The following is a 19,020-nucleotide window of genomic DNA, read 5'->3' on the forward strand; positions in this document are numbered from 1 at the left end:
CCAATGCGCTTGGCCGCCCAACGTTCATAAAGGCCAATGGCGACGTCTGCACCGGCCATGGCTGTCAGGCAGCCGAGGGCGCCGGCGGTCCAGATCGACATGCCGGCGGCGTACAACAGCATCAACGCCGAGACCCCGCAGACCATGCACGCCCCAGACCGCAACGCGAGGCGCCGGATCAGCGACCAACCACGGGCGCCCTCCTTGTCGGCGCGCCACATTTCGCCAGAAACTCCGCCGATCAGCGCCAGTACGATCACCAGCCAGATAGGCATTTCCGCTAACGCTTGCTGCTCGTTTGTCATGTCACGCCTCCTGGCTGAGCAATGCCGGCAAAATGCCGGCGTTTGGGTAAATCCATTTATAGGTAGGCATTCCAAAAAGCCCGGTTGCCCGGGCTTTTCAGTAATGCGGTCCTGTGCCCAGCCTCACCCATACGATCCTCTTGTGAGGAGTGGCTGTTGTTGAGCGGCAACGCCGCATGGCGACAAAAGACGCCTTCAAAAGGATCAGTATGGGTGAGGCTGGGTACTCGATCTTTCGGCGCTACTGGCGCGGTACGGATCTTTCCTCAATGTTTTTCCGACCACGATCCCTGTCTGCCGGATAACTGCTTCTGGTGCTTTACGCTGCACACCCGGGTCAGTTGCCAACCCTCTGAACCGTCAAGGCCGGTTCATCGCTGCCTGTTCTTGTAAAACGGTGAAACTAAAGAGCGTCGGCATCCTTGCCGGTGTTACCTGGCATCCCTGCCATCGCTTCGATGGCGTCCGTGCCGGTGTTGCGTGCCTTCCTTGTCGTTCCTGGCAGCATCCTTGCCGCCTCCACCGAGCCTTGTTGGCCGGCTTGAGACAAAGAATATGCATGTATGCATATACAGTCAATGCACAAATGCATTTATTTTTGCCGAACAAATGCACTAATGCATTGGAAGCCTTGCTGGCAAAGGGTTTGATGCCTTTCTACAGACGAAAAAAAGCCCGCTCATTGGCGGGCTTCGTCTTACACAAAAAGGTTAACGGGCGTACATGCCCCACCAGAAGACATGACCGAGGATGCTGATCTGTTCATCCTGGATGTCCTGGAAGCTGTAGTCTTCGTCCGGGTGCTCATCGCGGTTGAAACTGCGCAGGCGAATCCCGGAAGGCAGGCGATAGAGCTGTTTGACCCGCAACTGACCATTGTGATTGATGGCGTACAAGTCGCCATCGACGATGTCGCCAATCGCACTCTTGCCCGCATTCACCCCCACCGTCGCGCCATCACGCAGCACCGGCAACATGCTGTTGCCGCGCACCGTCACACACTTGGCCTGGTCGAACTGCACACCGTTATGCCGCAGGCTGCGCTTGCCGAACCGCAGGCTGGCCTTCTCGCTTTCCTCGATGACGAATCTTCCTGATCCAGCAGCCAATTCAACCTCACGCAGAAAGGGGATGGACACCTCGTCGTCATTCACGGGGGTGTCGTCATCCCACAGGCTTATGTCCTTGAGTTCCGAATGCATCGGGTCGCGCCCTTCATCCCGCGAAACGCCCACCGCCGCGCGCCCGCGCAGTTGGTCGGTGCTGACGCGGAAGTACTCGGCAATGCGCGAAATATGCTTGTCCGAAGGGTCAACGATCTTGCCGCTGAGGATCCGGGACAGCGTGGATTGAGGCACGCCGGTACGCCGGTGAAGCTCCGTGGGGGAGATCCGGTCGCGGTCCAGCAATTCTCTTAAGACGATAGAAACGTTGCGTTTTTGCATAAAGCGGATAGTGACGACAGATTTGAAGCTTGGCAAATGCTAATTTGCATTGACGATGCATTTTTTATGCACTCACCGTGTCTTTTGAGCAGGCCTGCGAAGGGTCGACCTCGCGTGTTAACCTTGCCGCCATCGCAAAATCAGCCGGGCCAAGTGCCCCCTTTGCCACTCCTTTTAACGAATTCGCTAATTATCTGATGAGTAAAACCACTTCCGATCTGTCCTCCCACACCCCAATGATGCAGCAGTACTGGCGCCTGAAAAACCAGCACCCTGATCAGTTGATGTTCTATCGCATGGGCGATTTCTACGAGATCTTCTACGAAGACGCGAAGAAAGCCGCCAAGTTGCTGGACATCACCCTGACCGCCCGTGGGCAGTCGGCGGGGCAGTCGATTCCGATGTGTGGGATTCCTTACCATTCGTTGGAAGGCTACCTCGTCAAGCTGGTGAAGCTGGGCGAGTCGGTGGTGATCTGCGAACAGATCGGCGACCCGGCCACCAGCAAAGGGCCGGTTGAGCGTCAGGTGGTGCGTATTATTACGCCGGGGACGGTGAGTGATGAGGCGCTGCTTGATGAGCGTCGCGATAACCTGATCGCTGCGGTGCTCGGCGACGAGCGCTTGTTCGGTCTGGCGGTGCTGGATATCACCAGCGGCAACTTCAGCGTGATGGAGACCAAAGGCTGGGAGAACCTGCTGGCGGAGCTGGAGCGTATCAATCCGGTGGAGCTGATGATCCCGGATGATTGGCCAAAGGACCTGCCGGCGGAACGTCGTCGTGGGACCAAGCGTCGCGCGCCGTGGGATTTCGAGCGCGATTCGGCGCTGAAAAGTCTGTGCCAGCAGTTCGCCGTGCAGGACCTCAAGGGCTTCGGTTGCGAAACCCTGACCCTGGCCATCGGCGCCGCTGGTTGCCTGCTCAGCTACGCCAAGGAAACCCAGCGCACCGCTCTGCCGCACTTGCGCAGCCTGCGCCATGAGCGCCTGGACGATACCGTGGTGCTCGACGGCGCCAGCCGTCGCAACCTGGAGCTGGACACCAACCTGGCGGGCGGGCGCGACAACACCCTGCAATCGGTGGTCGACCGTTGCCAGACCGCCATGGGCAGCCGCTTGCTGACGCGCTGGCTGAACCGTCCGCTGCGCGACCTGACGGTGCTGCAAGCGCGGCAGACGTCGATTACCTGCCTGCTCGACGGTTATCGCTTCGAAAAGCTGCAGCCGCAGTTGAAAGAAATCGGCGATATCGAGCGCATCCTCGCGCGGATCGGCCTGCGCAACGCACGCCCGCGCGACCTGGCGCGCCTGCGCGATGCCCTCGGCGCCCTGCCGCAGTTGCAAGCGGCGATGACCGAACTGGACACGCCGCACCTGCAACAGCTGGCCGTCACCACCGGCACCTACCCGGACCTCGCGGCCCTGCTGGAAAAAGCCATTATCGACAACCCGCCGGCGATCATCCGCGACGGCGGCGTGCTCAAGACCGGTTACGACAGCGAACTGGATGAACTGCAGTCCCTGAGCGAAAACGCCGGGCAGTTCCTGATCGACCTGGAAGCCCGCGAAAAAGCCCGCACCGGCCTGGCCAACCTGAAGGTAGGCTACAACCGTGTGCATGGCTACTTCATCGAGTTGCCGAGCAAGCAGGCCGAGCAGGCGCCCATCGACTATCAACGTCGTCAAACCCTTAAAGGTGCCGAACGCTTCATCACCCCTGAGCTGAAAGCGTTCGAAGATAAAGCGCTGTCGGCCAAGAGCCGTGCCTTGGCGCGGGAAAAGATGCTGTATGAAGCACTGCTCGAAGACTTGATCAGCCGCCTCGCGCCACTGCAAGACACCGCCGCCGCCCTGGCCGAGCTGGATGTGCTGAGCAACCTGGCCGAGCGTGCGCTGAACCTTGACTTGAACTGCCCGCGGTTTGTCAGCGAACCCTGCATGCGTATCGTGCAGGGGCGCCACCCGGTGGTGGAGCAGGTATTGACCACGCCGTTTGTCGCTAACGATCTGTCGCTGGATGACGAAACCCGCATGCTGGTGATCACCGGTCCGAATATGGGCGGTAAATCCACCTACATGCGCCAGACCGCATTGATCGTGTTGCTCGCGCATATCGGCAGCTTTGTGCCAGCGGCCAGTTGCGAGCTGTCCCTGGTGGACCGCATCTTCACGCGGATCGGTTCCAGCGATGACCTCGCCGGCGGCCGCTCGACCTTTATGGTGGAGATGAGCGAAACCGCGAACATCCTGCACAACGCCACCGAGCGCAGCCTGGTACTGATGGACGAAGTCGGTCGCGGCACCAGCACGTTCGACGGCCTATCCCTGGCCTGGGCGGCGGCCGAGCGCCTGGCGCACCTGCGCGCCTATACGCTGTTCGCCACCCACTACTTCGAACTGACCGTGCTGCCGGAAAGCGAGCCGCTGGTGGCCAACGTGCATCTCAACGCCACCGAGCACAACGAGCGTATTGTGTTCCTGCACCATGTGCTGCCAGGGCCGGCCAGCCAGAGTTACGGCCTGGCCGTGGCGCAGTTGGCCGGTGTGCCGAACGACGTGATCACCCGCGCCCGCGAGCACCTCAGCCGCCTGGAAGCCACCGCCCTGCCCCACGACACCGTGGTCGCCAGCCCGAAGAAGAGCAACAGCAAATCCAACGCGCCACACCAGAGCGATATGTTCGCCAGCCTGCCCCATCCGGTGCTGGATGAATTGGCAAAACTTGACCTGGACGACTTGACACCGCGAAAAGCGCTGGAAATGCTCTATACACTGAAGACACAGATCTAACGCAGACGCTTGCAAGCTGATATTATCTCGCGCGGTTTGGGATGCTGCGGGCTTTTAGCCTGGCTCGCAGATTATCGCTCTCAAACCTCGCGGGCCCCACCATAAGGGGTTTCGCTGCCGCCGCCTGAGGAGAAAATTAGAAATGACCTTCGTCGTCACCGACAACTGCATCAAGTGCAAATACACCGACTGCGTAGAAGTCTGTCCGGTGGACTGCTTCTACGAAGGCCCGAATTTCCTGGTGATCCACCCGGATGAGTGCATTGACTGCGCCCTGTGTGAACCTGAATGCCCGGCCGTCGCTATTTTCTCCGAGGACGAGGTCCCGGAAGATATGCAGGAATTTATCCAGTTGAACGTCGAACTGGCGGAAATCTGGCCGAACATCACGGAGAAGAAAGAGTCGCTGCCGGATGCGGAAGAGTGGGATGGCGTAAAAGGCAAGATCAAGGATCTCGAGCGCTGACAGCGCCGCAGCCCAACAAAAAAGGCCCCTTGCGGGCCTTTTTTGCGTTCAGGGGCAGGCATTTCACTTTTCTGCAGGCGAAAAAAGGGGCGGTATGACCCGCCCACATTTTTTCCCTAGTCCCTGTATTCCTTTTTCATCATCCTGATGAATCGCATCCTGCGACGTTCCTTCAAACCATCGTTCCTTGATGGCTGTGTCAATCCGTGGACACAGGACTGATAGTAACCAGTTCCCAGGGAAGTACAACGCAACCCAACCCGTCGCCTGCCGAGCTTTCGCTCTCGCGAGCCAATAAATAATTGTTATATTTCAATTGATTAGAAATATGACCAGACAATTTGAGACGTCCGGAAGCGCAAAAAAAACCAAACACTTACGCGAGAGTAAGCAAATGCTTACACGAGCAACTGCGTAAGAGCCTGGCAAGCGATACCTGGCCGTTCGGCGGACAAGAAAAAGCCCCGACAATAGCGGGGCTTGTTTCCTACGAATGACTCAGTCGTCGCTGACTGTAATCGTCGGCATGGCCGGTGAAGCCGCTTCTTGCAGGACAATCCGCGCGCCCACGTGACGCGCCAGTTCCTGATAAACCATGGCGATCTGGCCATCAGGCTCGGCTGCCACTGTCGGTTTGCCACCATCGGCCTGTTCGCGAATCACCATCGCCAGCGGCAGCGAGGCCAGCAGTTCGACGCCGTACTGGGTCGCCAACTTCTCGCCGCCCCCCTCACCAAACAAATGCTCGGCATGGCCACAGTTGGAGCAGATGTGAACCGCCATGTTTTCCACGACGCCCAGCACCGGGATGTTGACCTTGCGGAACATTTCCACGCCTTTCTTCGCGTCCAGCAACGCCAGGTCCTGCGGCGTGGTCACGATCACCGCACCGGCCACCGGGACTTTTTGCGCCAGGGTCAGCTGGATGTCGCCGGTGCCTGGCGGCATGTCGATCACCAGGTAGTCCAAATCGCCCCAGGCGGTCTGGGTCACCAGTTGCAGCAAGGCGCCGGAAACCATCGGCCCGCGCCACACCATCGGCGTGTTGTCGTCGGTCAGGAACGCCATGGACATCACTTCCACACCCAGCGACTCGATGGGCACGAACCACTTCTGGTCCTTGATTTTCGGGCGGGTGCCCTCGGCAATGCCGAACATCACGCCCTGGCTCGGGCCGTAGATATCCGCGTCGAGAATCCCCACGCGGGCGCCTTCGCGCGCCAGCGCCAGCGCCAGGTTGGCCGCCGTGGTGGATTTGCCCACGCCGCCCTTGCCGGAGGCCACGGCCACCACATTCTTCACGTTGGCCAGGCCGGGGATCTGCGCCTGGGCCTTGTGCGGCGCGATCACGCACTGAATGTCGACCTTGGCGGAACGCACGCCCTCGAGGCCTTCGATGGCCATTTGCAGCATCTGCGCCCAGCCGCTCTTGAACAGACCGGCGGCATAGCCCAGCTCCATCCGGACCGACACCTGGTCACCCTGGATCTCGATGGCGCGGACACAACCGGCACTGACCGGATCCTGGTTCAAATAGGGGTCGGTGTACTGGCGAAGAACGGCTTCCACCGCTGCGCGATTAACGGCGCTCATGGGCTACTCCCGAAAAAGACTGACTGAAACAGGCGGCTATCCTAACCGTTCCAGCGGCTTAACGGCATGCTTTCGCAGGTTGGGAAGATGCTGAAACAGCGCCACGGGGTGAAATATATTTGCCGGCGCTTTATAGTGGCCGACCTCCGTTTCATCGAGTAGCCGAGCCCCATGTCCGAGCCACGCAAGATCCTCGTCACCAGCGCCCTGCCCTATGCCAATGGTTCAATCCATCTTGGCCATATGCTTGAGTACATCCAGACCGACATGTGGGTGCGCTTCCAGAAGCATCGCGGCAATCAATGCATCTATGTCTGCGCGGACGACGCCCACGGTTCGGCCATCATGTTGCGCGCCGAAAAGGAAGGCATCACCCCGGAACAACTGATCGCCAATGTGCAGGCTGAACACAGCGCCGACTTTGCCGAGTTCCTGGTCGACTTCGACAACTTCCATTCGACCCACGCCGACGAAAACCGCGAGCTGTCGAGCCAGATCTACCTGCGGTTGAAGGACGCCGGGCACATTGCCACGCGCTCGATCACGCAGTATTTCGACCCGGAAAAGAAAATGTTCCTGGCCGACCGCTTCATCAAGGGCACCTGCCCGAAATGCGGCACCGAGGACCAGTACGGCGACAACTGCGAAAAATGCGGTGCCACCTACGCCCCCACCGACCTGAAGAACCCCAAGTCGGCGATCTCCGGCGCCACCCCGGTGCTCAAGGATTCCCAGCACTTCTTCTTCAAGCTCCCGGATTTCCAGCAGATGCTGCAAACCTGGACGCGCAGCGGCACCCTGCAGGACGCCGTCGCCAACAAGATCGCCGAATGGCTGGATGCCGGGCTGCAACAGTGGGACATTTCCCGCGATGCGCCGTACTTCGGCTTTGAGATCCCAGGCGAGCCGGGCAAGTATTTCTACGTGTGGCTGGACGCCCCGATCGGCTACATGGCCAGCTTCAAGAACCTGTGCAAGCGCACGCCGGAGCTGGACTTCGATGCGTTCTGGGGCAAGGACTCCACCGCCGAGCTGTACCATTTCATCGGCAAGGACATCGTCAACTTCCACGCCCTGTTCTGGCCGGCGATGCTCGAAGGTGCGGGCTACCGCAAGCCGACCGGCATCAACGTACACGGCTACCTGACCGTCAACGGCCAGAAGATGTCCAAGTCCCGGGGCACCTTTATCAAGGCGCGCACCTACCTGGATCACCTGTCGCCGGAATACCTGCGCTACTACTACGCGTCCAAGCTGGGCCGTGGCGTCGACGACCTCGACCTGAACCTGGAAGACTTCGTACAGAAGGTCAACTCGGACCTCGTCGGTAAAGTCGTCAACATCGCCAGCCGTTGTGCCGGTTTCATCCACAAGGGCAATGCCGGTGTGCTGGTGGCCGAGAATGCCGCGCCGGAACTGACCGACGCATTCCTGGCCGCCGCGCCAAGCATCGCCGACGCCTATGAAGCCCGCGACTTTGCCCGCGCCATGCGCGAGATCATGGGCCTGGCCGACCGCGCCAACGCGTGGATCGCCGACAAGGCACCGTGGTCGCTGAACAAGCAGGAAGGCAAGCAGGCGCAAGTCCAGGCCATCTGCGCCACCGGCGTCAACCTGTTCCGCCAGTTGGTGATCTTCCTCAAGCCGGTGCTGCCGTTGCTGGCCGCGGATGCCGAGGCGTTCCTCAACGTCGCGCCGCTGACCTGGAACGACCACGCCAGCTTGCTCAGCAACCATCAATTGAACGAGTTCAAGCCGCTGATGACCCGTATCGACCCGGTAAAAGTCCAGGCCATGAGCGACGCGTCGAAAGAAGACCTGGTCGCCAGCCCGACCGACACCGGCGAATCGAACCCGGCCGGCAACGGTGAACTGGTCAAGGACCCGCTGTCCCCGGAGATCGAGTTCGACGCCTTTGCCGCCGTCGACCTGCGGGTTGCGCTGATTCTCAAGGCCGAAGCCGTGGAAGGTGCCGACAAGCTGCTGCGCCTGACCCTCGATATCGGCGACGAGCAACGCAACGTGTTCTCCGGGATCAAGAGCGCTTATCCGGACCCGTCCAAGCTCAATGGTCGCCTGACCATGATGATCGCCAACCTCAAGCCGCGGAAAATGAAGTTCGGTATTTCCGAAGGCATGGTGATGGCGGCCGGCCCCGGCGGCGAAGAAATCTACCTGCTGAGCCCTGACAGCGGCGCCAAGCCGGGTCAACGCATCAAGTAAGCCCTGCAAAACAGCCCTGTCGTCGCGGCGACAGGGCTTTTCAGCTAGTACCCCCTTCTCGCTTGCCGGATAATCAGGCCCTGTTCGCTTAACCGGCATGCCCATGACCGATATGCTCCTCACCCTTGTCAGCGCCGCCTTGATCAACAACCTCGTGTTGCAGATGCCGTTGGCCGTCGAGCCGATATTGGCCGCGCATTCACGCTCGCGGGTGCATGCATTGGGGATTGCCACCACCGTGTTGATGGCAGTGAGCGGCGTGCTGGCTTATTTGCTGGATCACTACGTGCTGCAACCGTTGGGGTTGACTGCCCTGCGGCTGTGGGTGTTTTTACCGCTGACCGCGTTGCTGATCCGCCCCGTGCTCGACGCGCTCACGCGCCTGCGCCCTACGCTGCCGACGGAAGGGTTATGGCCGCTGCTGCTGGGCAACGCCGGGGTACTGGGCGTGGTGTTGCTGGGCATTGAAGACGATGAGGGGCTGGCGCACATGGCGGCACTGAGCGTGGGCGCCGGGCTCGGCTTCTGGCTGGTGCTGAGCCTGTTCAGCGACTTGCGCCAGCGCATCGCCGACAACGACATCCCGCTGCCCTTCCGCGGCCTGCCGGTCGAACTGATCAGCGCCGGGCTGATGGCGGTGGCTTTTCTGGGTTTCAACGCAATGATCAAAGCATGAGCCTGATTCAACGTATCGACGCGCTGCTCCCGCAAACCCAATGCGGCAAGTGCGGGCACCCGGGCTGCAAGCCCTACGCCGAAGGGATCGCCCAAGGCGAAGCCATCAATAAGTGCCCGCCCGGCGGGCAGGAAACGATCGGCGCGCTCGCGCAGTTGCTGAACGTGCCGGTACTGGCGCTGGACACCAGCCGCGGCGAAGCGCCACCACAGATTGCTTACATCCGTGAGGCCGAATGCATTGGCTGTACCAAATGCATCCAGGCCTGCCCGGTGGATGCGATTGTCGGCGCGGCCAAATGGATGCACACCGTGATCATCGACGAATGCACCGGTTGCGACCTGTGCGTCGCGCCCTGCCCGGTCGATTGCATCGAGATGCGCCCGCTAGTGGCGGTACTGCCGATTGTCGGCGGCCTGGCGACCAACGACCACGAGCGCCGCGCGCGCGGCTTGAAGCGAGACCGCGCACGGCGACGCTTTGAGCAACGCAACGCGCGCCTGCAACGGGAAGAAGAACACAAGCAGGCCGAACGCCTGGCCCGCGCCAAGCGGGCCGCGCCGTTGGCCGCCGTGCCGATCGATGCGGCGCAGGCAGCCCAGGACGCCGCGATCAAGAAAGCCAAGATCAACGTGGCGATGAGCCGTGCGCAGTTGCATAAATCCTTGAAGGCATTCGGGCATCCGCCCACCTTTGAACAGCAGTCGCAACTGATCGTGCTGCAACAACAGTTCGAAGCCGCGGAGCAGGCATTGGCCGCTCTGGAGGTGACCCCCGCGCCTGCACCGCCGGCCCCTGCCAACACCGCCGATCTCAAGCGCGCCAAGATCCAACTGGCAATGCGGCGCGCCGAATTGAAGAAAGCCCAGGATCGGAACGCCGACCCACAGCAACTGGCCGAGGCACACGCCAATCTCGACGCAGCACAGCGCCAGGTGGATGCACATGGCCACGCTTGAGCCTCAACAGGCCCTGCAACGGGTGTTGCTGGCGACACTGCCGGGTGGGTTGGCAATGTTCTGGCTGTTCGGTTGGGGCGTGTTGATCAATCTGTTGCTGGCGACGGGCTGCGCACTGTTGGTCGATGCGGGCGTGCAGCGCCTGCGGGGGGCGCGTGGCGGCGATCTGAGCAGCCTGGTCAGCGCGACCCTGCTCGCCCTGGCACTGCCGCCCTATTGCCCCTGGTGGCTGTGCGTGGCGGCCGTGGCCAGTGGACTGCTGCTGGGCAAGCACCTGTACGGCGGCCAGCGCAACCCCTTCAACCCGGCGATGGTCGGGTATGCGTCGATGCTGGTGGCCTTTCCGCAACTCATGACGCACTGGCCGACCACCCACGGCATGGACCTGCTGGCCGGCGCACAACAGGTATTCGGCCTACACCGCGACGCGCCCGATGCCTGGGCCCAGGCCACGGCACTGGACGCCCTGCGACTGAACAAAAGCCTGACCATCGATGAACTGTTCGCGCGCAACCCGGCATTTGGGCATGTCGGCGGCAAGGGCAGCGAGTGGGTGAACCTGGCGTTTCTGGCCGGCGGGCTGTGGCTGTTGCGCCAGCGGGTATTCAGTTGGCACGCGCCCTTGGGCATGTTGGGTAGCCTGTTTGTGATCAGCCTGCTGTGCTGGAATGGCTCGGGCTCTGACTCCCACGGCTCGCCGCTGTTTCATCTGCTGACGGGCGCCACGCTTCTCGGCGCATTTTTTATCGTCACCGAGCCGGTCTCCGGCCCGAAAAGCCCCAGGGCCCGGCTGCTGTTCGGGGCGGGCGTGGGCCTGCTGACGTATCTGATTCGCACGTGGGGCGGTTACCCGGACGGTGTAGCCTTTGCGGTGTTGCTGATGAACCTGGCCGTGCCGGCGCTGGAACGCCTGGTGGCCGCGAAACAGCCGGCGGTCAGCCTATGAAGTCGCACAGAGGCGTACTGCTGGCGTTGCTGATCGCTATCGGCGGCGGCACGCTGATCCTGACCCTTCAGCACCTGACTGCCGATCACGCCGCGCGCCAGGCCCTGGCCCTGAAGCGCCAGGCGTTGCTCGACCTGCTACCCGCCGACCGTTATGACAATCAGCCGCTGGAGCAACCGCTGCCGATCGCTGTGCAGCCGCTGGAGGAGAGCCAACTGCTGGGTGGCTATCGGGTCAGCCTGTCGGGCCAACCCAGCGCGGTGCTGCTGCGGTTGAGCACCAGCGGCTATGCCGGCCCGATCGAACTGCTGATCGCCATTGACCGCGACGGCAAGCTGCTGGGCATCAAGACCCTGGCGCAATCGGAAACCCCAAGCCTGGGCGGGCTTATCAGCCAGCCCGGCAACCCTTGGCTGGCTTCATTCAAGGGGCGTTCGCGCACGGACATGCAAGACTCGACCGTCGATCAAATAGCCGGTGCCACCCTCACCTCTCGAGCGGTGATCAGTGCCACCCATGACGCTTTGCGCTATTTCGACGAGCACCGCTCATCCCTGCTGGAGCCCGACGCCCATGACTAGAGCCGTTGGCCTGGCCAATGCAGCGATGCTGGCACCGTTGCTCGGGGTGACTGACACCCTGCCCAAAGCCCTGAGTTTCCTGGCGTTGTCGGCGCTGACCGTGACGCTCTACGGCCTGGTCATGCGCGCGGTGCGCTCGCGCCTGAGCGCGTCCCTGCGGCTGGGTGCCAGCTTGATGGTCGCCGCGACACTGGTCAGTTGTGTGCAGCTACTGTTGCAGGCATTTGCGCTGCCGCTGTATCAGCAGTTGGGCATCTACCTGGCGCTGATCAGCGTGCAATGCGTCGTCCTGGAACACCATGGTTTCTTTGAGGCGGGCCAGCGCAAGGCGCAGCTACGGTTGGTCGGCCTGTTCGCCGCGCTCATGCTCGTCATGGGGTTGTTACGCGCCAGTGCCGCCACCACATTGATGCCGGCCGGGTTTATCCTGCTCGGGTTATTGCTCGCTGGGTTGCAAGCCTGGGCCCATTTTTCACAATCACGCTGACCGCCAGCAAGGAATCACCTGCCCCATGAACGCCGCAAAACGCCTGGAAATTTTCCGCAGGCTCCACGAAGACAATCCGGAACCCAAAACCGAACTGGCCTACTCCACGCCGTTTGAGTTGCTGATTGCGGTGATTCTCTCGGCCCAATCCACAGACGTCGGCGTCAACAAGGCCACGGCCAAACTGTATCCCGTGGCGAACACGCCGGCAGCGATCCATGCCTTGGGCGTGGAAGGTTTGTCCGAATACATCAAGACCATCGGCTTGTACAACAGCAAGGCGAAAAATGTCATCGAGACCTGCCGCCTACTGGTGGAGCGGCATGGCGGCGAAATGCCGCAAACCCGCGAAGCGCTGGAGGCTTTGCCAGGCGTGGGCCGCAAAACGGCAAACGTTGTGCTCAATACGGCGTTCCGGCAACTGACCATGGCCGTGGACACCCACATTTTCCGGGTGAGCAACCGCACCGGCATTGCCCGCGGCAAGAATGTGGTGGAAGTGGAAAAACAACTGATGAAGTTTGTCCCCAAGCCGTATCTGCTCGATTCGCACCACTGGCTGATCCTTCACGGGCGCTACGTTTGCCAGGCCCGCAAGCCGCGCTGCGGCAGCTGTCGCATCGAAGACCTGTGCGAATACAAGGACAAGACGTCGGACGATTGAGGGATCATAGGTTTTTCGATCTATCGATTGAAAAAATCTTTTTTACCCGCTCATGGAATATCGTTATAAGGAGCGCCAACGGCAGTCTTAGCCCGGAGTTAACGTTATGAGCACTGGCAAAGAACAACTGGAAGTGGACGATGACCTTGTCGAGTCGGATGACGATGGGCAGGAAGCACCTGTAGAGGTGGCCAAGACCAATCTAAGCAAACGCCGCACCATCGACAACCTTCTGGAAGAGCGACGCTTGCAAAAACAGCTGGCCGATTACGATTTCGACCTCTGATCAGCCGAGAACGGCCGGAAGCCTCCCTCACGGAGGCTTTTTTCTGCCGATTCGCCTGGCTATCCAGCCATGGGGTGGCGCCCTCCTCTAGACCAGGCCATTGCGTTGAGCCAACTCGATCAGATCGACCAGTGAGCGGGCATTGAGCTTGAGCAGCAAGCGTGTCTTATAGGTGCTGACGGTTTTGTTGCTGAGGAACATGCCGTCAGCGATCTCCTTGTTGGTTTTGCCGCGCGCCAGTTGCTGCAACACCATCATCTCGCGTCCCGAAAGGCGCTCGACCATGTCGGCCTCGCTGGCGTTGCCCATGGTGGAACGCACCGAATTCAGCGCCTGGTTGGGAAAGTAGCTGTAACCGGACAGCACCGCCTTGATGGCACTCAGCAATTCCGTCAGGTCCTGCTGCTTGCACACGTACCCGGCCGCCCCCGCCTGCATGCAGCGCATGGAGAAATGGCCCGGCGCCTGGGAAGTCAGGACCAGCACCTTGAACGGTGTGGCCTGTTTGGTGGACGACAGCCGGCAGATAACTTCCAGGCCATCGAGTTTGGGAATTCCAATATCCAGTATGACAATGTCCGGCATATGTTCCCGTGCAAGTTGCAACGCATCGACACCGTTATCGGTCTCGGCAACGACCTCATAACCATGACGCTCCATTAGCAGGCGCACAGCAAGACGAATGACGGGATGATCATCCACGATCAGCACTTTATTCATGAGAAAGTCCAATTTCGCTGTTCGAATTATTCAGAGCAAGCACAATAGCCTAGTCGTTTCCTAGTTGGCATAGCGTTCCACCCCAAGCAACAGCAAGCAGAGACCCAACCCACAACGAGATAGGAATTAACCTACAAAAAAACACCAACTCAGATGTTTCGAGTTTTATGGAGCCTTTCAGACCTTTCCGGGCTCGCACATATTTTGAGAGAAATATCCGGTGAATAGGGGGGCAACCGTAAACACAGCGCACACCCGTTTCAGGAAATGCCCCTTGCATGTCGCGACCGCATGGGCCGACAGGTAAAAAAAGCCTGATGATTTCAGTTCCATTCAACATATTTATTTACACCATAAATTTCCTACAGAACTTTCCGCGACTTACATCTACGCCGCACTTTTGTGAGTGAATTTTCTGTAAGACATAGTTCCTACTCAGGTGTAAATAATTCATTCCTCGGCGGGCCAGGCATCAAACTTTCTGAAACGACGAACCTCGATAGACTTTAAACAAACCTAAACAACTTTAAACATCAGGATCGTCGCGCCTTTTTTACAGGCAAAAAAAATGGCCCCTGAACAAGGGGCCACTTTTCATTTCGACGGGAACACTCAGAACAACTTGCGACCCTTGTTGGCCGCAATACGCATGCGCAGTGCATTCAACTTGATGAAGCCTGCTGCGTCCGCCTGGTTGTAGGCGCCGCCATCTTCTTCGAAGGTGGCGATGTTGGCGTCGAACAGCGACTCATCGGACTTGCGACCGGTGACGATCACGTTGCCCTTGTACAGCTTCAGGCGCACAACGCCGTTCACGTGAGCCTGGGAAGCGTCGATCATCTGTTGCAGCATCAGACGCTCAGGGCTCCACCAGTAGCCGGTGTAGATCAGGCTGGCGTACTTGGGCATCAACTCGTCTTTGAGGTGAGCCACTTCGCGGTCCAGGGTGATCGACTCGATCGCGCGGTGGGCGCGCAGCATGATGGTGCCGCCTGGGGTTTCGTAGCAGCCACGGGACTTCATGCCCACGTAACGGTTCTCGACGATGTCGAGACGGCCGATACCGTGTTCGCCGCCGATACGGTTCAGGGTCGCCAGTACGGTGGCCGGGGTCATCTCGACGCCGTCCAGCGCGACGATGTCGCCGTTGCGGTAGGTCAGTTCCAGGTACTGCGGCTTGTCAGGAGCGTTCTCCGGGGAGACGGTCCAACGCCACATGTCTTCTTCGTGCTCGGTCCAGGTGTCTTCCAGCACGCCGCCTTCATAGGAGATGTGCAGCAGGTTGGCGTCCATCGAGTACGGGGACTTCTTCTTGCCATGACGCTCGATCGGGATGCCATGCTTTTCAGCGTAATCCATCAGCTTTTCACGGGACAGCAAGTCCCATTCACGCCAAGGGGCAATCACTTTCACGCCCGGCTTGAGGGCATAGGCGCCCAGTTCGAAACGCACCTGGTCGTTGCCTTTGCCGGTGGCGCCATGGGAAATGGCGTCAGCGCCGGTTTCGTTGGCGATTTCGATCAGGCGCTTGGCGATCAGCGGACGTGCGATGGAGGTACCCAGCAGGTACTCGCCTTCGTAGACGGTGTTGGCGCGAAACATCGGGAAAACGAAATCGCGGACGAACTCTTCGCGCAGGTCGTCAATGTAGATCTCTTTGACGCCCATGGCTTGCGCCTTGGCGCGTGCAGGTTCGACCTCTTCGCCCTGACCCAGGTCAGCGGTGAAGGTCACCACTTCACAGTTATAAGTATCCTGCAGCCACTTGAGGATCACCGAAGTGTCCAGGCCGCCGGAATACGCGAGAACGACCTTGTTTACGTCGGCCATGCCATCACTCCACGGGGTTTTACGGAAAGGCAACGATTCTACCGATCAAAACCGCGAAATTACAGGGGCGCGACAGCAAATGAAGATAAAGCGACAGATTATGTCGAGCGGGCGACCAATGGTCGCACCTTATGACGTAGCGGCGGGGGTGCTCGGGCCCTTGGCTTGCGCCGCCGGTTTCTCGGGGGCGGCCACGCGTTCGAGCTGGATATTGACGCGCCGATTGCGCGCGCGGTTGGCGGCATTGGTATTGGGCGCCAGGGGGTAGCTTTCGCCGTGGAAACGCATGGTGATCTGCGATTCCGGCACGCCGTTGGCCTTGAAGTAGTCCATCACCGCCAATGCGCGACGGCGCGAGACATCGCGATTGGTCAGGCGATTGCCGCTGTTGTCGGAGTGACCGTTCAATTCGATATGGTTGACCGTCGGATCGGCCTTCATGAATTCGACGATCACCGCCAGCTTGCGCTTGGCCGCTGCGTCCAGCTCGATACCGCCACCGGGGAAGCCGACTTCGGTCTGCTTGACCTGATCGTAATTCATCGGCAGCAGCTTGGCGGTACACAGTTGATAGTCGTTGTAGGCTTTGTTGAATTTCACCGGCAACAGACGAATTTCCGAATAGCCGCCTTCACGCCCGTAATGCCGCACGGTCGGGCTGCGCCCCTCGAGCAGGCCATTGAACAGGCGCCCGGCCTGGGCCTGGGAACTGTTGAACAAGACCTCGCCACTGCCGGCACGCACGGCGCCGAGGTTGATATCGCCACGGCCCGGTGGCCATGGCGCAGCCGCCGCCAGCAGGGTCGCCGATCCTGCACCGAGCAAGCCGTTAAAGGCTTTCAGACGGAATGTCGCCTGCTCGCCGGCCCGGCGCACGAACTCACCCGAGCCGAAATCGGTGATCGGCTGGGTCAAGCGGCACTCGAATTTGTCGCCCTCCACCTTCCACTCAATATTCTCCAGACGTGTCTGGAACGTGAGGGCCATCGCAGGCAGGCTGGCGAACACACTGAGCAGGGCTAGATAATGCTGGCGCACGGGAGGCTCCACTGGTTTCTACAACACTTCAAAGCGTCATACATCGTTAAGGCATACCAAAGGCTATCGGATGCATCCGGCAAAACTTGATAGCGAGTGCCTGCAAGAGTCTTTTCCGGTAGCATTCCCACCAGATTGACCCGCCTGGAATCCCCAATGTCCGACCGCCTGACCCTGCTGCGTCCCGACGACTGGCATATTCATCTTCGCGATGGTGCTGCGTTGCCCCACACCGTGGCCGATGTTGCGCGCACGTTTGGCCGCGCCATCATCATGCCTAACCTGGTACCTCCGGTGCGTAATGCCGCGCAGGCCGACGCCTATCGCCAGCGCATCCTCGCTGTACGGCCGGCCGGCAGCCGCTTCGAACCGCTGATGGTGCTCTACCTGACCGACCGCACCCAGCCCGATGAAATCCGCGAGGCCAAGGCCAGCGGTTTCGTACACGCCGCCAAGCTGTATCCGGCGGGCGCAACCACCAACTCCGACTCCGGCGTGACCAGCATCGACAAGATCCTGCCGGCGATCGAAGCGATGGCCGAAGTCGGCATGCCGCTGTTGATCCACGGTGAAGTCACCCGCGGCGACGTCGACGTGTTCGATCGCGAGAAGATCTTCATCGACGAGCATATGCGCCGAGTGGTCGAGCTGTTTCCGACCCTCAAGGTGGTGTTCGAACACATCACCACGGCCGATGCGGTGCAGTTCGTCACCGAGGCCTCGGCCAACGTTGGCGCGACCATCACCGCCCATCACCTGCTCTACAACCGCAACCACATGCTGGTGGGCGGGATTCGGCCGCACTTCTATTGCCTGCCGATTCTCAAGCGCAACACCCACCAGGTGGCCCTGCTGGACGCTGCGACCAGCGGCAACCCGAAGTTCTTCCTCGGCACCGACTCGGCGCCCCACGCCCAGCATGCCAAGGAAGCGGCCTGCGGTTGTGCCGGTTGCTACACCGCCTATGCGGCGATCGAGCTGTACGCCGAAGCGTTCGACCAACGCAACGCCCTGGACAAACTCGAAGGCTTCGCCAGCCTCAACGGCCCGCGTTTCTACGGGCTGCCGGCGAATACCGACCGCATCACCCTGGTCCGTGAAGACTGGACTGCCCCCGTCAGCCTGCCGTTTGGCGAGCTGACTGTTATCCCGCTGCGCGCCGGTGAAACACTGCGCTGGCGCCTGCTGGAGGAAAGCAAGTGAGTGAAGACCATTACGATGACGAACACGAGCACAGCGGTGGCGGTTCCCGTCACCCGATGGCCGAGCGGTTTCGCGGCTATCTGCCGGTCGTCATCGACGTAGAAACCGGTGGCTTCAACTGCGCCACCGACGCGCTGCTGGAAATTGCCGCGACCACCATCGGCATGGACGAACAGGGTTTTGTGTTCGCGGAACACACCCACTTCTTCCGCGTCGAGCCGTTCGAAGGCGCCAATATCGAAGCCGCAGCCCTGGAATTCACCGGGATCAAGCTCGATCACCCACTGCGCATGGCGGTGAGTGAAGAAGCAGCACTGACCGATATCTTCCGTGGCGTGCGCAAGGCGTTGAAGGCCAATGGCTGCAAACGCGCGATCCTGGTGGGGCACAACAGCAGCTTCGACCTGGGCTTCCTGAATGCCGCCGTGGCGCGGCTGGACATGAAGCGCAACCCGTTCCACCCGTTCTCCAGCTTCGACACCGCTACGCTCGCCGGCCTGGCTTATGGCCAGACCGTATTGGCCAAAGCCTGCCAGGCCGCCGGTATCGACTTTGACGGTCGCGAAGCCCACTCGGCGCGCTATGACACCGAAAAGACCGCCGAGCTGTTCTGCGGCATCGTCAACCGTTGGAAACAGATGGGCGGCTGGGAAGACTTCAACGACTGAAGTGGAATCCCGCGCATAAAAATCTATGGTCACCCCCATTTTTGCAATACTGATCAACGGGTGGTGTGGTTGGCTTGCTTAAATCTATCCGGCGTCTGTTTGGGGTATGCCCCAGCGCCACGATGAGAGTCGCGCCTGACG

At 60.4% G+C, this 19,020-nt stretch carries 17 protein-coding genes and 1 pseudogene; 12 read left to right on the top strand and 6 right to left on the bottom strand.

Going from position 1 to position 19,020, the window contains the following annotated elements; genetic code table 11:
* Both INT12_RS29020 and INT12_RS29025 read right to left on the bottom strand, forming a co-directional pair.
* The coding region (locus INT12_RS29020; protein WP_102667096.1) for a phage holin family protein at positions 1-305 on the bottom strand (305 nt) is incomplete at its 3' end.
* A gap of 710 nt (positions 306-1,015) precedes the next feature.
* A complete protein-coding gene (locus INT12_RS29025; RefSeq protein WP_026139757.1) occupies positions 1,016-1,750 on the bottom strand; it encodes a helix-turn-helix transcriptional regulator in 735 nt (244 codons plus the stop codon).
* Between the two features lie 197 nt (positions 1,751-1,947).
* Between INT12_RS29025 and mutS the strand changes: the two genes are divergently transcribed.
* Entirely contained in the window at positions 1,948-4,539 is a 2,592-nt protein-coding gene (gene mutS, locus INT12_RS29030) for a DNA mismatch repair protein MutS (RefSeq protein ID WP_026139756.1), read from the top strand.
* Between the two features lie 142 nt (positions 4,540-4,681).
* On the top strand, positions 4,682-5,005 hold the full coding sequence (gene fdxA, locus INT12_RS29035; RefSeq protein ID WP_003222178.1) for a ferredoxin FdxA: 324 nt from the start codon (positions 4,682-4,684) through the stop codon (positions 5,003-5,005).
* A 498-nt stretch (positions 5,006-5,503) separates the two neighbouring features.
* Here the strand turns inward: fdxA and apbC are convergent, their stop codons facing one another.
* Entirely contained in the window at positions 5,504-6,598 is a 1,095-nt protein-coding gene (gene apbC, locus INT12_RS29040) for an iron-sulfur cluster carrier protein ApbC (RefSeq protein WP_017844637.1), read from the bottom strand.
* Positions 6,599-6,769: 171 nt separating this feature from the next.
* Here apbC and metG point away from each other — a divergent pair, with 171 nt between their 5' ends.
* From metG to INT12_RS29080, 8 genes and pseudogenes are all read left to right on the top strand, one after another.
* Positions 6,770-8,821: a methionine--tRNA ligase gene (gene metG, locus INT12_RS29045; protein ID WP_104903832.1), complete on the top strand. Its 2,052-nt coding sequence runs from the start codon at positions 6,770-6,772 to the stop codon at positions 8,819-8,821.
* Positions 8,822-8,924: 103 nt separating this feature from the next.
* A complete protein-coding gene (locus tag INT12_RS29050) occupies positions 8,925-9,497 on the top strand; it encodes an Rnf-Nqr domain containing protein (RefSeq protein WP_193040861.1) in 573 nt (190 codons plus the stop codon).
* A gap of 17 nt (positions 9,498-9,514) precedes the next feature.
* A pseudogene (gene rsxB, locus INT12_RS32105) lies at positions 9,515-9,886 on the top strand (electron transport complex subunit RsxB); the annotation flags it as partial.
* 556 nt (positions 9,887-10,442) lie between these two features.
* On the top strand, positions 10,443-11,402 hold the full coding sequence (locus tag INT12_RS29060; RefSeq protein WP_046485775.1) for an RnfABCDGE type electron transport complex subunit D: 960 nt from the start codon (positions 10,443-10,445) through the stop codon (positions 11,400-11,402).
* Positions 11,399-11,983, top strand: coding sequence for an RnfABCDGE type electron transport complex subunit G (locus INT12_RS29065; protein WP_046485777.1), 585 nt, complete (start codon positions 11,399-11,401; stop codon positions 11,981-11,983). The genes INT12_RS29060 and INT12_RS29065 overlap by 4 nt, the downstream gene beginning before the upstream one ends.
* Positions 11,976-12,470 (top strand): Rnf-Nqr domain containing protein, encoded by a 495-nt coding sequence (locus tag INT12_RS29070; RefSeq protein WP_046384540.1) that lies wholly within the window; start codon positions 11,976-11,978, stop codon positions 12,468-12,470. Before INT12_RS29065 ends, INT12_RS29070 begins: the two co-directional genes overlap by 8 nt.
* 25 nt (positions 12,471-12,495) lie before the next feature.
* Positions 12,496-13,134: an endonuclease III gene (nth, locus tag INT12_RS29075; RefSeq protein ID WP_193059126.1), complete on the top strand. Its 639-nt coding sequence runs from the start codon at positions 12,496-12,498 to the stop codon at positions 13,132-13,134.
* Between the two features lie 106 nt (positions 13,135-13,240).
* Positions 13,241-13,420, top strand: coding sequence for a PA3496 family putative envelope integrity protein (locus tag INT12_RS29080; protein ID WP_017844628.1), 180 nt, complete (start codon positions 13,241-13,243; stop codon positions 13,418-13,420).
* A gap of 87 nt (positions 13,421-13,507) precedes the next feature.
* On the opposite strand, the gene INT12_RS29085 is transcribed toward INT12_RS29080, so the two are convergent.
* From INT12_RS29085 to INT12_RS29095, 3 genes are all read right to left on the bottom strand, one after another.
* On the bottom strand, positions 13,508-14,140 hold the full coding sequence (locus tag INT12_RS29085) for a response regulator transcription factor (RefSeq protein ID WP_193059127.1): 633 nt from the start codon (positions 14,138-14,140) through the stop codon (positions 13,508-13,510).
* A gap of 612 nt (positions 14,141-14,752) precedes the next feature.
* Positions 14,753-15,970 carry an argininosuccinate synthase gene (locus INT12_RS29090; RefSeq protein WP_017844626.1) on the bottom strand — a complete coding sequence of 406 codons (1,218 nt, stop codon included), beginning with the start codon at positions 15,968-15,970 and terminating at the stop codon, positions 14,753-14,755.
* A 129-nt stretch (positions 15,971-16,099) separates the two neighbouring features.
* The gene (locus tag INT12_RS29095; RefSeq protein WP_193059128.1) at positions 16,100-17,008 is read right to left on the bottom strand and encodes a flagellar protein MotY; all 909 of its coding nucleotides are present in this window, start codon (positions 17,006-17,008) and stop codon (positions 16,100-16,102) included.
* Between the two features lie 156 nt (positions 17,009-17,164).
* Here INT12_RS29095 and pyrC point away from each other — a divergent pair, with 156 nt between their 5' ends.
* Both pyrC and rnt read left to right on the top strand, forming a co-directional pair.
* On the top strand, positions 17,165-18,211 hold the full coding sequence (gene pyrC / locus INT12_RS29100) for a dihydroorotase (RefSeq protein WP_017844624.1): 1,047 nt from the start codon (positions 17,165-17,167) through the stop codon (positions 18,209-18,211).
* Positions 18,208-18,879 carry a ribonuclease T gene (gene rnt / locus INT12_RS29105; RefSeq protein WP_017844623.1) on the top strand — a complete coding sequence of 224 codons (672 nt, stop codon included), beginning with the start codon at positions 18,208-18,210 and terminating at the stop codon, positions 18,877-18,879. The genes pyrC and rnt overlap by 4 nt, the downstream gene beginning before the upstream one ends.
* Positions 18,880-19,020 lie beyond the last annotated feature (141 nt).

The sequence above is a fragment of the Pseudomonas sp. K8 genome, assembly GCF_014889455.1.
Lineage (GTDB): Bacteria > Pseudomonadota > Gammaproteobacteria > Pseudomonadales > Pseudomonadaceae > Aquipseudomonas > Aquipseudomonas veronii.

What these genes read in the sequence shown, in the direction of transcription:
- INT12_RS29025 (WP_026139757.1), bottom strand. Translation starts at nt 1,750, where the DNA reads ATGCAAAAACGCAACGTTTCTATCGTCTTAAGAGAATTGCTGGACCGC.
- mutS (WP_026139756.1), top strand. Translation starts at nt 1,948, where the DNA reads ATGAGTAAAACCACTTCCGATCTGTCCTCCCACACCCCAATGATGCAG.
- fdxA (WP_003222178.1), top strand. Translation starts at nt 4,682, where the DNA reads ATGACCTTCGTCGTCACCGACAACTGCATCAAGTGCAAATACACCGAC.
- apbC (WP_017844637.1), bottom strand. Translation starts at nt 6,598, where the DNA reads ATGAGCGCCGTTAATCGCGCAGCGGTGGAAGCCGTTCTTCGCCAGTAC.
- metG (WP_104903832.1), top strand. Translation starts at nt 6,770, where the DNA reads ATGTCCGAGCCACGCAAGATCCTCGTCACCAGCGCCCTGCCCTATGCC.
- INT12_RS29050 (WP_193040861.1), top strand. Translation starts at nt 8,925, where the DNA reads ATGACCGATATGCTCCTCACCCTTGTCAGCGCCGCCTTGATCAACAAC.
- INT12_RS29060 (WP_046485775.1), top strand. Translation starts at nt 10,443, where the DNA reads ATGGCCACGCTTGAGCCTCAACAGGCCCTGCAACGGGTGTTGCTGGCG.
- INT12_RS29065 (WP_046485777.1), top strand. Translation starts at nt 11,399, where the DNA reads ATGAAGTCGCACAGAGGCGTACTGCTGGCGTTGCTGATCGCTATCGGC.
- INT12_RS29070 (WP_046384540.1), top strand. Translation starts at nt 11,976, where the DNA reads ATGACTAGAGCCGTTGGCCTGGCCAATGCAGCGATGCTGGCACCGTTG.
- nth (WP_193059126.1), top strand. Translation starts at nt 12,496, where the DNA reads ATGAACGCCGCAAAACGCCTGGAAATTTTCCGCAGGCTCCACGAAGAC.
- INT12_RS29080 (WP_017844628.1), top strand. Translation starts at nt 13,241, where the DNA reads ATGAGCACTGGCAAAGAACAACTGGAAGTGGACGATGACCTTGTCGAG.
- INT12_RS29085 (WP_193059127.1), bottom strand. Translation starts at nt 14,140, where the DNA reads ATGAATAAAGTGCTGATCGTGGATGATCATCCCGTCATTCGTCTTGCT.
- INT12_RS29090 (WP_017844626.1), bottom strand. Translation starts at nt 15,970, where the DNA reads ATGGCCGACGTAAACAAGGTCGTTCTCGCGTATTCCGGCGGCCTGGAC.
- pyrC (WP_017844624.1), top strand. Translation starts at nt 17,165, where the DNA reads ATGTCCGACCGCCTGACCCTGCTGCGTCCCGACGACTGGCATATTCAT.